The sequence below is a fragment of the Xanthomonas hortorum pv. pelargonii genome (assembly GCF_024499015.1).
Taxonomy (GTDB): domain Bacteria; phylum Pseudomonadota; class Gammaproteobacteria; order Xanthomonadales; family Xanthomonadaceae; genus Xanthomonas; species Xanthomonas hortorum_B.
The window spans coordinates 2,246,278-2,261,318 of record NZ_CP098604.1; the positions used below are offsets into that span (position 1 = coordinate 2,246,278).

The window sequence follows — 15,041 nt, forward strand, 5'->3', positions numbered from 1 at the left end:
AGGGCCAAACCGAAACGCAAGCGCGTTGCTGGACCCTTGGGGTTGTACTGCATCGCTGGGTTCCTATTGAGGTACTGCATGCACTGCGTCATCGATAGCCCCATCACTCCACCACCACCTGCGCACTGCCCGCTTGCAAGGTGTCGGACTCGACATGGACCGTGATGGTGCCGCGTGCGCCGGCCTTGGCGCGCACGATGGCCAGACATAGCCCGTTGAAGGCGTTGCGTTGCTGCGAAACGAATGATTCCAGATTGGTCGGATCGCCGTTGTCGGTGGCAACCAACTCGCCTGGGCCTTCGATGCGGAAACGCAGACGATCGCCGGCGGTTGGTGCAGGACGGCCGGCGCGATCGAGCAGACGCACGGTGATGAAACTCAGGTCCTGCCCATCGGCACGGATGGTGCTGCGGTCGGGCGTGATCTGCATGCGCGCGGCGCGGCCGGCGGTCTGCACACGATCGCTCGCCCAGGGCTTGCCATCCTTGTAGGCCTGTACCCGCAGCTCACTTGGTTGGTAGACCACCTGATCCCAGCGCAACCGATACTGCAGGGGCGTCTTGCGCTTGCGCCCCTGCGACACGCCATTGACGAACAACTCGGCCTCATCGCCAGAGGTGAACACATGCACCGGCGTGACCTGCCCCTCGCGACCGGGCCAGGTCCAGTGCGGCAACAGATGCGCCATCGGCAGGTCAGGGCGCCAGCGCGATTGATACAGCCAGTAGCGATCCTTAGGAAAACCGGCCAGATCGAAGATGCCCGAATAGGAACTGCGCGAGCTGTAGTACGGCGTGGGTTCGCCCAGATAATCGAAGCCGGTCCAGACAAACTCGCCCGCGACATATGGATGCCGGTCCTGTGCAGCGAAGACCTTGTCGGCGCTGGAACCGAAATCCACCGCATGCAATTCGTAAGCGCTGACCTGATGCGCGACCGAGTCGCCGCCGCGCCCATCGCGCACCGGTGCGCTGTTATCCGGCGTCACTGGAAACAGATACACGCCACGGCTGCTCAAGGCCGATGCGGTCTCGCTACTGAAAATCGCTTTGTGCGGAAACTTGCTATGAAACGCCGGATACTGCGGCTGTTTACGGATACGCTCGGTGCCTGCGAACTCCGGCGTATCGCGAATGCCTTCGCCCTGATAGTTGAGGCTGATGACATCCAGCGCAGCGGGCAACGGCATCTCGGGCGAGGCGTAGTTCATCGCCACAGTAGCCGGGCGAGTGGGGTCTTCGTCGTGCACGATGGCATGCAGCGTGCGTGCGATCGCGGCGCCCTGCTCGCCGGTGTATTGCTCGCCAACTTCGTTGCCCACGCTCCACAGCATCACCGAGGGATGATTGCGGTCGCGCCGCAGCATCGCGCGCAAGTCCGGCTCGTGCCACTGCGGGAACACCAGGTGGAAATCCAGCGGGGTCTTCTTCATCTCCCAACTGTCGAAGACCTCGTCCACCACCAGCAGGCCCATGCGGTCGGTCAGCTCCAATAATTCCGGCGCGGGCGGGTTGTGGCTCATGCGGATGGCGTTGGCACCCATCTGCTGCAGCAACTGCAGTTGCCGCTCGGCGGCGCGCACGTTGAACGCCGCACCCAGCGCACCGAGATCGTGATGATTGTTCACGCCGCGAATCGGCACATGTTCGCCGTTGACCAACAGCCCCTTCCCGGCATCGAACACGATGCTGCGGATGCCGAACGGTGTGTCATAGCGATCCACCACGCGCCCGTTCTGGCTGACTTCGGTCACGGCGACATAGCGATGCGGTCGCTGTGTCGGTGGCGGGCCCCACAGACGTGGGTGGTCGATCTGCGTATTGCCTTGCACGCGGGCGCTACCAGTTGCGGGAACCGCAACCTGCACAGGCGCAATGCATGCAACAGGCTCACCACTGCGCGTGCCACGCACATCATCGAGCACATAGATCGCGGTACTGACTTGCGCTTGCACAGCGCTGCGGGCGGCATTCTCCAGCGTGATCGCCAGCTGCACCTGCGCAGTCTGCACCGACACCTGCGGCGTGGTCAGCTGCGTGCCCCATTGCGCGATATGCAACGGAGCAGCTTTGGTTAACCACACATTGCGATACAGCCCGCCGCCCGGATACCAGCGTGCCGAGTCGGGCGGGTTGTCCAGACGAATCGCCAGCTGGTTGCGTGCACCAACCACCACGTACGGGCTCAGGTCCACGCGCCAGGAGCTGTAGCCATACGGCCAACCGCCGACCAGCGTGCCGTTGAGCCAGACCGTGGCATATGACATTGCGCCATCGAGATCGAGAAACAACGAGCGGCCGCGATCGCTGGCCGGAATGTCCAGATTCTTGCGATACCAACCGATGTCCCAGCTAGGCAAGCGCCCCATGCCGCCGTAAGGGCCATCGGCTAGAAACGGCCCGGCAATCGCCCAATCGTGCGGCAGGTCCACCGGCTCCCAACCGCTGTCGTCGAACTGCGGCTGCACGAAAGCAACGGTGCCGCCGGGATTGCCGGGCGGGCGTTTGTGTCGTTTCGCGGGATCTGCAATCAGGTTATTGGCTGTAGGCAGGATCCACGGCTTGAGCACGCGTGTTGCGGCGGCATCAATGTGCTGCGCCTGCTCGGGTTGCGCATCGGCCACCTTGCCGTCTTCGCTACGCACCACTTGCGGACGCACATCGTAGTCGAGGGTTTCGCGATTGCCAGGGGGATCGCCGCGTTGGAAGCGCCATTGCGCGTTGAGCGAGACACGCTCGCGTGGCATCTCGGTTGGCGCCGGTGGTGCCGCCAGTGCGGGCAACACAGGAAGCGTGGCGCAGAGGCAGACGAACACGAGCTGTGCAAGACGCACGCTGCGTTCGGCAATACGACGCTTCAGCGCGCACCACATCTCTACGCGCATCATGTCGCTACTCCATCCGACCAGACGCATGCGCTCGGTGTAAAGACTCCACACGCACGTGGGAAGGCATCGCTACACTGCGCGCCACTCACCCTCACAACTTGTAGGCCTGCTTCGGCAAGCGATACGCCAGATCGATCGCGACCTCGGCCGCTTCATCCTCGTCCAGCCGATGCTCGGCAACGAGCTTGGCGAGAAACGCGCTGTCCACACGCCGCGCCACATCGTGCCGTGCAGGAATCGACAGGAAGGCGCGGGTGTCGTCGTTGAAGCCCACGGTGTTGTAGAAGCCGGCGCTGGCCAGGGTCTGCTCGCGGAAGCGCCACATGCCCTCCGGCGCGTCATGGAACCACCACGCCGGCCCGAGCAGCAGCGAGGGATAATGCCCGGCCAACGGTGCAAGTTCGCGGCTGTAGCTGGTTTCGTCCAGCGTGAACACGATCAGGCGCAGACGCGGGTCGTTACCGAAGCGATCCAGCAGCGGTTTGAGCGCGTGCACGTAGTCGGTGCGCATCGGAATATCGGCGCCCTTGTCGCGCCCGAAGGTCTGAAACAGCTGCCGGTTGTGATTGCGAAAACAGCCCGGATGCAATTGCATCACCAGGCCGTCGTCCAGGCTCATCGCCGCCATCTCGGTCAGCACCTGCGCGCGGAACAGCTCGGCCTGCGCGGGCGTCGCTGCACCGCGCATCACAGTGTCGAACAAGCGTTGCGCTTCGGCCGGCGACAGATCGGCGGTGGCTGCACTGGGGTGGCCGTGATCGGTCGAGGTTGCGCCGTGCGCGGCGAAGAACGCACGGCGTTGCCGATGCGCACGCAGATAGCCTTGCCAGGTCAACACGTCCTCGCCGGTGAGCGCGCCGAACTGCTGTAGCGCGCCGGCAAACTGCTCGTGTTCGGGGTCGACCACCGGGTCCGGGCGATACGCGGTGAGCACGCGTCCCTTCCAACCGCTGTCGCGAATGCTGGCGTGATGTTGCAGCGTGTCCAGCGGCGATTCGGTGGTGGCGATCACCTCGATATTGAAGCGCTCGAACAACGCACGCGGACGAAATGCGGCGGTCTGCAAAGCGGCGGTGATGTGATCGTAATAATGATCGGCAGTGCCTGCATCCAGCCGGACACGCAGATCGAACACATCGTGGAGCACGTGATTGAGCCACAACGCAGATGGCGTGCCCCGCAACAGCGTGTAGTGCTCGGCGAACACACGCCACGCCGCGCGTGGATCTACCGCTGCACGCGATCCATCCGCACGCGGGATGCCCAAGGCATCCAACGCGATGCCCTGGCTGTAGAGCATGCGGAACACATAGTGGTCCGGTACCAACAACAACTCGGTGGCGTTGGCGAACGGCGCATCGGTGGAAAACCACGCCGGGTCGGTATGGCCGTGCGGGCTGATGATCGGCAGCGCGGCGATCTGCGCATACAGGCGGCGCGCAATCGCGCGCGTGCCGTGGTCGGCCGGAAACAGGCGGTCGTCGTGCAGGGTCAGTGGTGTGGGTGGGCGTGGGCATAAGTCAGTCAACAAACAAACGAAAGGTGAGTGGCGCAACGCTCACGGCGTGGCGTTGCGATGTGCGGCCACGTAACTACGCAGCCAGGTCAGCGCCGGCCGCTCGCTGCCATCGGCGCGAATCAGATAGGCCGCTTCCTTGTCGCGCCACAGCCCGGGGCGAAAGCCCCACAGCGTGATGCCGCGCACCGCCGGGTGTTCCCAAAACACCGGAAACACGCGTTGGTAGTCGGCCAGTTGCTGCGCATCGCTTGGGCCGTCCAGATCGAACTCGGTGATGTAGATCGGCAAGCCGGTTGCGGCCAATGCATCGAGATTGGCGCGATGCACCGACATCGCCACATTCGGAGTGGTTTCGAAGGCATGCTCCTGCACGCCGATGGCATCCACCAACTGCTCGCGCTGCAGCAGCTGCACGATCTGCAGATACTTCTGCGTGGCCTGCGGGTTGTTGGTGATGCTGTAGTCGTTGATCATCAGCCGCGCACGCGGAAAATGCTGGCGCGCAAGCCGAAACGATTGCGGCACCCACTCCCAACCGCTGGCGCCGTTGCCGCCCAGCGCCTGCAGGTAATTGCCGCCGCCGGTGTCGTTTTTGCTGGGCGGGTCGTTGAGCGGCTCGTTGACCACTTCCAGCAGATCGATCTCCGGATAGCGCTGCGCCACTGCGGCAAACCACTGCTCGATCTCGCGGCGTTGCTCGGCCGGCGGCAAGGTCTCGATCCACTCCGGCTGCTGATTGCCCCACACCATCACATGCATCTGGAACGGCATGCCGTTGGTCTTGGCCAGCTTGTAGGCAGTATCCAGCCCGGTCCAGTCCATCTGGTCGCGCACCGCTTCCACACTGCCCCACTTGCCGCTGTTTTCCGGCGTGAGCTTGTTCCAGTACTGCGCGAACCCTGCCGCCTGTTGCGGGCTGTAGGCGCTGCCCAAGAACTTGGACGCACCCGATGCCAATGGCGCAGCAGATGCAGATGTTGCGAGGCTGGCTGCGAGCAGCAGACTGGAGAAAACGACCCGCGTACGCATGGCGATCACCTCAGGACGAAGGGGAAGATGCAACGGCAGCATCGGCCGGTAGCTGCGCTGGATCCAGGCGCGGCGCCAGCGTGTGCACGACCGTCAACGCCAGCAGGTAGGCCGAGCCCGCCATCAAGAACACCGGCACGTAGCTGCCGGTGGCCTGCAACAGAAAACCGATGAAAGTAGCGATCAGCATGCCGCCCACTGCGCCGGCAAAGCCACCGATACCGACCACCGTGGCGACCGCATGGCGCGGAAACATGTCCGACGGCAGCGTAAACAGGTTGGCCGACCAGCCCTGATGCGCGGCGGTGGCCAAACCGATCAACGCGACCGCCACCCATAGATTATCCGCACGTGCGGCGAACACGATCGGCACCACCGAGATCGCGCAGATCAGCATCGCGGTCTTGCGCGCACGGTTGACGCTCCACCCGCGCGCGATGAAGCGTCCGGCGGCCCAGCCACCGGCAATGCTGCCGATATCGGCAAGCACGAAGATCACGATCAATGGCGCGCCCAGTTGCAACAGACTCAAGCCGTATTCGGCATGCAGAAACTTGGGCAGCCAGAACAGGAAGAACCACCAGATCGGGTCGGTGATGAACTTGCCCAGCACAAACGCCCATGCCTGACGATGCCGCAGCACCTGCAACCACGACAGCCGCCGCTGCACCGGCTCATGCGCATCGCTGCGGATATGCGCCAACTCGGCAGACGACAAACCCGGTTGCTGCTCGGGCGGGTGATAGCTCAGCCACCACACCACCAGCCAGGTGGCGCTGAGCACGCCGGTGAACAGAAATGCCGCCTGCCAACCCCAGGCGGTGGCGATCAGCGGCACCAGCAACGGCGCGACGATGGCGCCGATATTGGAGCCGGAATTGAAGATGCCGGTGGCCAGGGCGCGCTCGCGACGCGGGAACCATTCGGCCACCGTCTTGAGCGCGGCGGGGAAGTTGCCGGACTCGCCCAGCCCCAAAAAGAAGCGCGCAATCGCAAAGCCCACCACTGTGGTGGCCAGCGCATGCCCCATCGCCGCCAGGCTCCAGATGCCGATCGCCAGCGCATAGCCGATGCGCGTACCGAAGCGGTCGATCACCGCGCCGCTGCACAGCAATCCCAGCGCATACGCCGCCTGAAACGCGGTGACGATGTAGCCGTACTGGATTTCGTTCCAGCCGATCTGCGTCTGCAGAAACGGCGCCAGCACGCCGAGCACCTGGCGGTCGACATAGTTGATGGTAGTGACCGCAAGCAGCAATGCGCACACGCGCCAGCGCACGCGGCCCAGGCGTGCCAGCGTGCTGGCAGGTGCAACCGCCTGCGGCAACTCGCTCATGCGCCTGAGCGCCGCAACGCAGCTAAACGCAGCGTGCGATGGGCAATCTCGCAGACCACTGCAGTGCGCTGCCGCATGTCCGGGACAGTTCGGCGCATTGCTGCCGTATTCTTCGATTCGATTCATCGACCACTGCACCTGCACAAAGGTGGCCTTGCGCCACGGGTGATAGCGCTACCATTACCACGCCGTCCGGCAAAATCCATCGCGCAGTGCAGCACGCCAGTTTTGCGCCGACGTTCAAGACCGTATCAATAAGCGCTAACGCCAGATTTGCCGCTATGCCCCGACATCTATGCTGCCCTGCAGCGTGCTGTTCTGAATTTGGTAGCGCTAACATCCGCCACCACTGATCGCCCGTCTCCCCCATCGCATCATCGTCGCGCCGCGCATCGGCAGCGGCACTCCCTGCGCAGGGGCGATGCGTGGGACATCCGCTCACCTGTTAGGGAAGGGATTACGGTGAAGAACAGCTACGCACAAACCGCGTTGTCCTGCGCGTTGGGGTCCATCCTGCTGGGCATGGCCAGCACGGCCGCCTTGGCTCAGTCCACCGATGCCGCCAGCGCAACGACCGCACAAACTCCACCGGCCGCAACCGCCAGCGGCGATGCGGTAACCCAGCTCGATACCGTCACCGTCTCCGGCTACCGACGCAGCATCCAGTTTTCTACCGATGCCAAGCGCGATTCGGTGGGCTTTGCCGATACCGTGTTTGCCGAGGACATCGGCAAGTTCCCGGACATGAACATCGCCGAGTCGCTCAACCGCATCCCCGGCGTGCAACTCTCGCGCGACGTCAATGGCGAAGGCCTCAACATCGCCATCCGCGGCCTGGGCACCAGCTTCACCAAGACCACGCTCAACGGCGCCAGCATTGCGACCGCATCAATTGGCTTGAACGCGCAGAATCAGAACCGCGAAGTCGATCTAAACCTGTTCCCCACCGAGTTCTTCACCCAGCTCACCGTGAGCAAGACGCCCACCGCCAGCATGCTCGAAGGCGGCGTCTCCGGCGTGGTGGACATGCGCAGCGCACGCCCGTTCGATCGCCCCGGCGTGCACTTCACCTATCAGGCGCAAGCCGACTGGAACAGCACCAGCGAAAAGACCACCCCGCGCGGCGCCTTCATGGGTAGCTGGACCAACGAGGAAGGCACCTTCGGCGCATTGCTGGGCGTTGCATCGGTGCGCGGCAAACTCGGCGTGCGCGGCTTCGAAAGCGTGGGCTGGACCAACCCTGGCCTCACCTATACCCAATGCGGTCTCACCCCGCCTGCGGGCACGCCGGCCACCAATCAACCGGCCGCCTGCAACGTCAACGGCGGCGGCAACTGGCGCATTCCCGATCGCGTTCCGGCCACCGCCGGCAGTGGCCTCACCACCGGCGAGACCATCGATGCGGCGTGGTTGCTGGCACGCAACCCGGGCTTGAGCATCGACCAGATCAGCGACGCGTTGATTCCGCGCCTGGGCCGCAGCGTCTACATGAATGGCGACCGCGACCGCGATGCCTCGGTGATGTCGCTGGAATGGCGCCCGTCCGACAGCATGCATTTCTATCTGGACACGCTGTATTCCGAGGCCAAGCGCACCACCGAACGGATCAGCATGAATCTGATCGGCCGCAACGGCAACATGATCCCGCTCGGCATGCAGCTGGACCAGAACAACGTGGTGACCAGCGCCACGTTTGCCAACGCGCAGTACTTTCTGGAAGCGCGCCCGTATCGCGAAGAGGTCAAGTTCTGGAGCGTCAACCCGGGCACGGAACTGTTGTTCGGCGCCGAGCAGGACATCAAGCTCAACGTGCAGGCCAATGCCACGCGCAGCTGGCTGGATCGTGAGTCGCCCAGCATCCTGGTGACCTCGCCGTTCACCACCGTCGACTACCGCAACGAAGGCGGCGACCGCCCCTCGATCACCAGCCCGCTCGATCTCAACGACCCCAACCTGGGCTGGGGCTGGAATGGTGGCCGGGTCAATATCCAGAACGAAAAACGTGTTACCGAAACACGTGGCGGCCGCGCCGATCTGCAGTTCGGCGAGGACAAGCGCAACATCAAGGTCGGCGCCGCCTACGACCAGGCCGAGCGCACCATTCGCGGCTTCGACAACAGCATCGCCTGGGAGCAGGTGGTCTGCCGCGGCGGTGGCGGCAACGTGTGTAACGGCGGCCCTGGCTCGGCGGTGCCGAATGCGGCCCTGGCCGGCTATCTGCGGCCCGGTCCGGACGGCTTTATCACCGCCGATTTCAACCGCTTCCTGGGCGACACCAACTATTACGCGCTGCGCGATTCCGCACCGGAAACCAACTCCGCCAACACCGGCGCCTCGGCCGGCGGCATCCGCGAAAAGAACTGGGGTTTCTATATCGAAACCAACGCAGAAACCGAAGTGTGGAACCGCACGCTGCGCTTCAATGCCGGCGTGCGCTATGTGACCACCGACCAGACCATCACCGGCCCGGTCACCATCAACGGCATCCGCCGCATCCAGGTACTGGATTCGGATTACAAGGAAACCCTGCCCTCATTCAACGCCGCCTGGGATGTGGCCGACAACGTGGTGCTGCGCCTGTCCAGCTCGCGCACGCTCACCCGGCCCGACCCCAGCGCGATGCTGCCCAACACCAACTTCAGCGACCCCTCCGCGCAGACCGCAACCCAGGGCAATCCCAACCTGGCACCGTACCTGTCCACCAACGTGGACTTCGGCGGCGAGTGGTACACCGGCGGCGAGGGCTATGTGGGCCTGACGCTGTTCAACAAGCGCATCAGCGGCTTCACCGTCAACGGCGTGCGGCGCATTCCGTTCAACGACCTGGGCGTGCCGTACGAGAGCCTGCTGCCGATCCAGCAAGCCGGCCTGGACCAGCGCGGTGGCCCCAATGCCGCCACGGTGGACGTGCAGACCCAGGTCAACGCCGATGGCGTGCTCAACATCCGCGGCACCGAGGCGATCTGGGTGCAGCCATTGGACAAACTCGTCGACGGCATGGGCTTCAGCGTGAACTACACGCACGTTACCCAATCCTCGGAAGGCGAAGGCATCCCGGCAGTGGCGGTCGGTGTTGCACCGAACCTGTGGAACGGCACCGTGTACTGGGAAAAAGACGCCGCCTCGGTGCGCCTGTCCTATACCTGGAACGACGACATGGTGATCTCGGGCGCCAACCAGAACGGCATCCCCTACGCGCGCCTCAACGCCGACGCGCGCGGCCAGCTGGATCTGTCGGCCAGCTACACGCTGGAATCGTTGCCGTCCAAGCCGCAGATCACCCTCAACGTCACCAACCTCACCGACGAGCCGCTGCGCACCACCTACGCCTGGCCCAACGCCACCTACGATCTGTACGAGCCCGGGCGCACGGTCATGCTCGGCATTCGCGGTACCTTCTAGGAGCGGCTGTCAACACTACTGCGTTACGTTTTGTTAGCCACTCCTAGTGCTGTCTTCGCCGTCGCGACCATCCCCATCGCGACCGGCGAAACAGCGCGCACCGCGGCGTTTTCCGCAGCACTCCTTGAGCCCCGCCCCACCTCATGAACGATCGGTCACAACAGCTCTCCGTGCGCGAAAAGATCGGCTACAGCTTGGGCGACCTGGCGGCCAATCTGATCTTCCAGACGCTGGTCACTTTTCTGGCGTTCTTCTACACCGATGTGTTCCGCATCCCGGCGAGCGCGGCGGCCACGTTGATCTTTGTCGTGGGCATGCTCGGCGCCTTCGTGTTCACCCCCATCATCGGCATCCTGGCCGATCGCACCCGCACGCGCTGGGGCAAGTTCCGCCCGTGGATCTTGTGGACCGCACTGCCGTTCGGTGCGTTGTCGCTGGCAGCATTCAACACGCCCGCACTCGGCGAGCAGGGCAAGATCGCCTACGCCTTCGCCACCTATACCTTGTTGATGCTGGTGTACGTGGCCAACAACCTGCCGTATTCGGCATTGAGTGGCGTGCTCACCGGCAGCATGGAGCAGCGCAACAGTCTGTCGGCGTATCGCTTTCTGGCGGTGACGTTTGCACAGTTCATCATCCAGGTGCTGCTGCTGCCGCTGGTGCTGATTCTGGGCAACGGCGACAAGGCGCAGGGCTTTCGCAACACCATGGCGCTGTTCGCCGCCGTCGGCACACTGTGCTTTCTGATCACCTTTTTCACCACGCGCGAGCGCGTGCTGCCGATCAGCGAACAGCGTACCAGCGTGCGCCAGGACCTCACCGATCTGGTGCGCAACAAGCCCTGGCTGGTGATGCTGGCGCTGACCATCCTGGTCTTCATCAATCTCGCCATGAAGGGCGGGATGTACATCTACTACTTCAATTACTACCTCGATGCGAACGCATTGACGCTGTTTCTCGATCACGCGGGCTTCAACCGCTTTATCGGCGGCATCAACAGCGTGTTGACCGGTGCCGGCATGAGCGCACTGCAGTGGCCGCAGGATGCGCCGACCTCGGCGTTCAGCGTGTTCAGTGCCGGCGGCATTCTGGCGATGATCGTGGGTATCGGCTTTTCAAAGCGGCTGGCCGACCGCTACGGCAAGCGCAACGTATTCGGCGGCGCGCTGCTGATCTCCACTGTGTTTCTGCTGGCGTTCTACGTGTACCCGCCGGATGCGATCGGCTGGGTGTTCGCCTCCTACGTGCTGCACGGCTTCTTCTACGGCATCACCATCCCGCTGCTGTGGGCGATGATCGCCGATGTGGCCGATTACTCGGAGTGGAAGAACCACCGCCGCGCCACCGCCATCATTTTCTCGGCGATGTTGTGCGGGCTGAAGATCGGCCTGAGCGTCGGCGGCGCACTGGTCGCCGGCATCCTGGCGTTCTATGGCTACAACGCAGCGCTGCCGCTGCAAAGCGATGCAGTGACGAGCGGCATTCGCCTGGCCATCAGCGTGTATGCGTCCATTCCGTTCCTGCTCGGCACCGCACTGCTGGCGCTGTACGAGATCGACAAGGTGCTGGAAACCCGCATCGAGCACGACCTGGGCGTACGCCGACGCAGCGCACCGCTCGCCACCAGCTGACGCCCTCCCTCCCACTTCATGCACAGGTACGCGCATGTCCGATGAACTGCACTCCGATGCACTGCAGGCGCTGGCGCGCACCGCCATGTCCGCACCGCTGGTCACCCATCTGTATACCGCCGACCCTTCCGCACACGTGTTCGACGGCGCGTTGTACCTGTATCCCTCGCACGACATCGATGCCGGCGTTGCCTTCAGCGATGACGGCTCGCATTTCGACATGGCCGACTACCACGTATTCCGGATGGCGCATCCCAACGCGCCGGTCGAAGACCTCGGGCAAGTGCTGCACGTACGCGACGTCCCCTGGGCGCAGCGACAGATGTGGGCGCCGGACGCAGCGCAACGCGACGGCCGTACGTACCTATATTTCCCGGCAAAACGCGCCGATGGCATCTTCCAGATCGGTGTGGCGGTGGGCGATCGTCCCGAAGGCCCGTTCGTTGCCGAACCCGAGCCCATCGCAGGCACCTACTCGATCGACCCGGCCGTGTTCGCCGACCACGACGGCGCGCATTACTTGTACTTCGGCGGGATCTGGGGCGGCCAGCTGCAGCACTACCGCGACAACGTCTACGACCAAACCAACCAGGAACCCGCAGACGACGCACCCGCACTCGGCCCACGCGTCGCACGCATGGGCGAAGACATGACCCAACTGGCCGAACCCACCCGCGAGATCGTCATCCTCGACGAACACGGCACCCCGCTACGCGCCGGCGACCATGCCCGCCGCTTCTTCGAAGGCCCCTGGGTGCATCACCACGCCGGCCGCTATTACCTGTCGTATTCCACCGGCGACACCCACCTGATCTGCTACGCCACCAGCGACACGCCGTACGGCCCGTTCACTTATCAGGGCGTGCTGCTCGCACCGGTGGTCGGCTGGACCACACACCACTCCATCTGCGCCTTCGAAGGCCAGTGGTATCTGTTCTATCACGACGCTGTTTTATCAGGCGGACAGACGCATCTACGCAGTATCAAAATGGCATCGCTGGAGCACGATGCGGATGGAAAGATCGCAACGATCTATCCATATGGGGAAGACGCGGTGTCGCCTTGGTGATGCGTCGTTGGGCAGCCTCTTCCCAAGATTCCATCAAGGCGTCATAGCGCGCCCGCCAGCACTGCACGAGAGAATCATCGCCAAGGTTCCAGGCGCGTCGTGGTCCTCATCGTCGAAACAACGCTCACGGCTTTCTGATCGCGCGTTTCATGCCGTCTGCGCAACTCTTGGGTCTCGCTCCTCAACGCTGCAATGACTTCTCGCACGGTACCGTCGTGCTACTGGCACACAGGGCCAGCTTGCGCCTGGGCCGGAACTGCATCGCATGGGGCTGCATCCAAGTGCATTGCAGCTACGTAGGCCATGTACGTGCTCTTTTGATGGAGGTTGCCATGCGACATCGTTCGATGCTGTTGTTACTGACGCTTGCGGTCTACGGGAGTGCTAGCGCAAGCGATTCACGCGCTGCACTGCCCCGCGCAGACACTGTTGACGTGCCACGCTTCATGGGCGACTGGTATGTCATCGCGCATATTCCTACCAGGCCCGAGCGCAAGGCCTACGATGCCGTCGAACGCTATGCGCTGCGACCGGATGGCCGCATCCAGACCACCTTCACCTTTCGCAAGGGCAGCTTCCAGGCGCCGCTCAAGTCCATGCATCCGATTGGCCAAGTTGCGAAGGAGGGCAATGGAGCGCTGTGGAGCATGCAGTTCCTCTGGCCGTTCAAGGCCGAGTACGTGATCGCCTGGCGGGATGCAGACTATGCGCAGACCATCGTGGCACGCAGCAAGCGCGATTACGTCTGGTACATGGCGCGTACTCCGCAGGTGTCCGATGCCGACTATCAGCAGGCTGTTAAACGTATCGCGGCAATGGGCTATGACGTGTCACAGCTGCGCCGCGTGCCACAGTCGCAGCGCTGATGCGGTAACAAGGGCCGATGCGGTAGAAAGGTGCGACGCGCATCAGCGATGCAGTATCTGCATCGCAGGCTCTCGCACACCGCCTGCGTTAGACGTTCTTTTCATCCGCAGAAAACTCCCATCCGTCATTCAAACCTCCTAACGGCTTGGCCTCTGTTGCCAACTCTTCCTCGAACGCCGAAATCGCTTTGTACGACGGGATCATGGTCGGATACACGGTCACGTCCATCGGAAACGCCGTGTTTTCTTCGTAATGGCAGCAACGCACTTTTTGCTCGAAGCGCAGCATCGTCACTGAGAACGCCAATGCCGATTCCTTCGTGGGGAAGACCACGGAGAACGCAATCTCTCGCGGCGTCGAAAGATCCACCCCTTGCTGGGCGATGTGCCAAAGGGTGTCGCCATTATCGTCTTTAGGGTACAGATCCGGATTTCGTTGCATGGTGGCTTCGGTCGTTGGCAGCCAGTTGGCCGAGGAAGAATCGTCGCGACGGGCTTGTGCGCGTGCTGATTGGGTAACGTTGCGAGCCAGACGTCAGTTCCTGGAGCCAGCCATTTTCCCGGTTTTCCACCACCCTGCTGAGGCGATGAAGTCGCCGCTCACGTGGCCGCGCGATGCGCGACCACCGAGACAGTTCACTGCACCCAAATCAAATTCATCAACTGCGGGTCCGCGGTGACCTTGACCAGCTTGCCGCTGGGGCCGAACTGCACCTGGTACTCGGAGAAGCTGTCGCGCCAGTAGCGCCACAGCGAGGCTTCCAGGTTGGGGTTCTCGCTGCTGATCGGGTAGCCGACTGCCATCAGGACCTGTTCGCGGGTCATGCCGCCGGTGAGCTTGCCATCGTTGATGGCTTGGCGAATCTTCGGCGGGAAGGTGGCGAGCTTGAGCTTGGGGTCGGCGGTGAGGATGTAGCGGGCGGCGAAGGCGGTGTTGTCCAGGTCGCGGCTGTAGTCGTTACCGATGGATTGCTTTTCGCCGGCGATCTTGAGGTTGACGCGGTTGCGACCGAAGCCGGTGACGCTGACCGGGGTGCCGACGGGGAGCACGCGCTTGCCATCTTCGGCGTAGTTGCTGTCGCTGATCCAGCTGCCGTCGGTGCGCAGGTTGCAGCACAGAAAGCCGTCGTACTTGGCGACGTCGGCGGCGGTGGCCAGGGTGGAGGCGGTGAGCAGGCTCAGGGCTAGCAGGGAAGAACGCAAACGCATCGTAAAGACTCCTTTCTCGACGGCCGTGGCCGCGCGGCAATGATGGGATCGGGCGCGCCGCCTTTTCCCCAACGGCGCGCTGGCATTGTCGCA

At 63.3% G+C, this 15,041-nt stretch carries 10 protein-coding genes; 4 read left to right on the plus strand and 6 right to left on the minus strand.

Going from position 1 to position 15,041, the window contains the following annotated elements; translation table 11 throughout:
- Window positions 1-103: 103 nt before the first annotated feature.
- The 4 genes from galB to NDY25_RS09945 form a co-directional block, all read right to left on the minus strand.
- Complete coding sequence (galB, locus tag NDY25_RS09930; protein WP_233366353.1) at window positions 104-2,746, minus strand: beta-galactosidase GalB; 2,643 nt, start codon at window positions 2,744-2,746, stop codon at window positions 104-106.
- A gap of 232 nt (window positions 2,747-2,978) precedes the next feature.
- On the minus strand, window positions 2,979-4,415 hold the full coding sequence (gene uxaC / locus NDY25_RS09935; protein ID WP_256627913.1) for a glucuronate isomerase: 1,437 nt from the start codon (window positions 4,413-4,415) through the stop codon (window positions 2,979-2,981).
- A 30-nt stretch (window positions 4,416-4,445) separates the two neighbouring features.
- A complete protein-coding gene (locus tag NDY25_RS09940; RefSeq protein WP_168957567.1) occupies window positions 4,446-5,435 on the minus strand; it encodes an endo-1,4-beta-xylanase in 990 nt (329 codons plus the stop codon).
- A 10-nt stretch (window positions 5,436-5,445) separates the two neighbouring features.
- Window positions 5,446-6,771 (minus strand): MFS transporter, encoded by a 1,326-nt coding sequence (locus tag NDY25_RS09945; RefSeq protein WP_168957568.1) that lies wholly within the window; start codon window positions 6,769-6,771, stop codon window positions 5,446-5,448.
- A 462-nt stretch (window positions 6,772-7,233) separates the two neighbouring features.
- Here NDY25_RS09945 and NDY25_RS09950 point away from each other — a divergent pair, with 462 nt between their 5' ends.
- The 4 genes from NDY25_RS09950 (at window position 7,234) to NDY25_RS09965 (ending at window position 13,739) form a co-directional block, all read left to right on the plus strand.
- Entirely contained in the window at window positions 7,234-10,173 is a 2,940-nt protein-coding gene (locus NDY25_RS09950; RefSeq protein WP_168957569.1) for a TonB-dependent receptor, read from the plus strand.
- Between the two features lie 143 nt (window positions 10,174-10,316).
- The gene (locus NDY25_RS09955) at window positions 10,317-11,804 is read left to right on the plus strand and encodes an MFS transporter (RefSeq protein WP_168957570.1); all 1,488 of its coding nucleotides are present in this window, start codon (window positions 10,317-10,319) and stop codon (window positions 11,802-11,804) included.
- A gap of 34 nt (window positions 11,805-11,838) precedes the next feature.
- Window positions 11,839-12,873 (plus strand): glycoside hydrolase family 43 protein, encoded by a 1,035-nt coding sequence (locus NDY25_RS09960; protein ID WP_168957571.1) that lies wholly within the window; start codon window positions 11,839-11,841, stop codon window positions 12,871-12,873.
- Window positions 12,874-13,205: 332 nt separating this feature from the next.
- Complete coding sequence (locus NDY25_RS09965) at window positions 13,206-13,739, plus strand: lipocalin family protein (protein ID WP_168957601.1); 534 nt, start codon at window positions 13,206-13,208, stop codon at window positions 13,737-13,739.
- 88 nt (window positions 13,740-13,827) lie between these two features.
- Here the strand turns inward: NDY25_RS09965 and NDY25_RS09970 are convergent, their stop codons facing one another.
- Together NDY25_RS09970 and NDY25_RS09975 are read right to left on the minus strand one after the other, a co-directional pair.
- The gene (locus NDY25_RS09970; protein ID WP_168957572.1) at window positions 13,828-14,181 is read right to left on the minus strand and encodes a ribonuclease E inhibitor RraB; all 354 of its coding nucleotides are present in this window, start codon (window positions 14,179-14,181) and stop codon (window positions 13,828-13,830) included.
- Between the two features lie 194 nt (window positions 14,182-14,375).
- Window positions 14,376-14,948 (minus strand): hypothetical protein, encoded by a 573-nt coding sequence (locus tag NDY25_RS09975; RefSeq protein ID WP_168957573.1) that lies wholly within the window; start codon window positions 14,946-14,948, stop codon window positions 14,376-14,378.
- Window positions 14,949-15,041 lie beyond the last annotated feature (93 nt).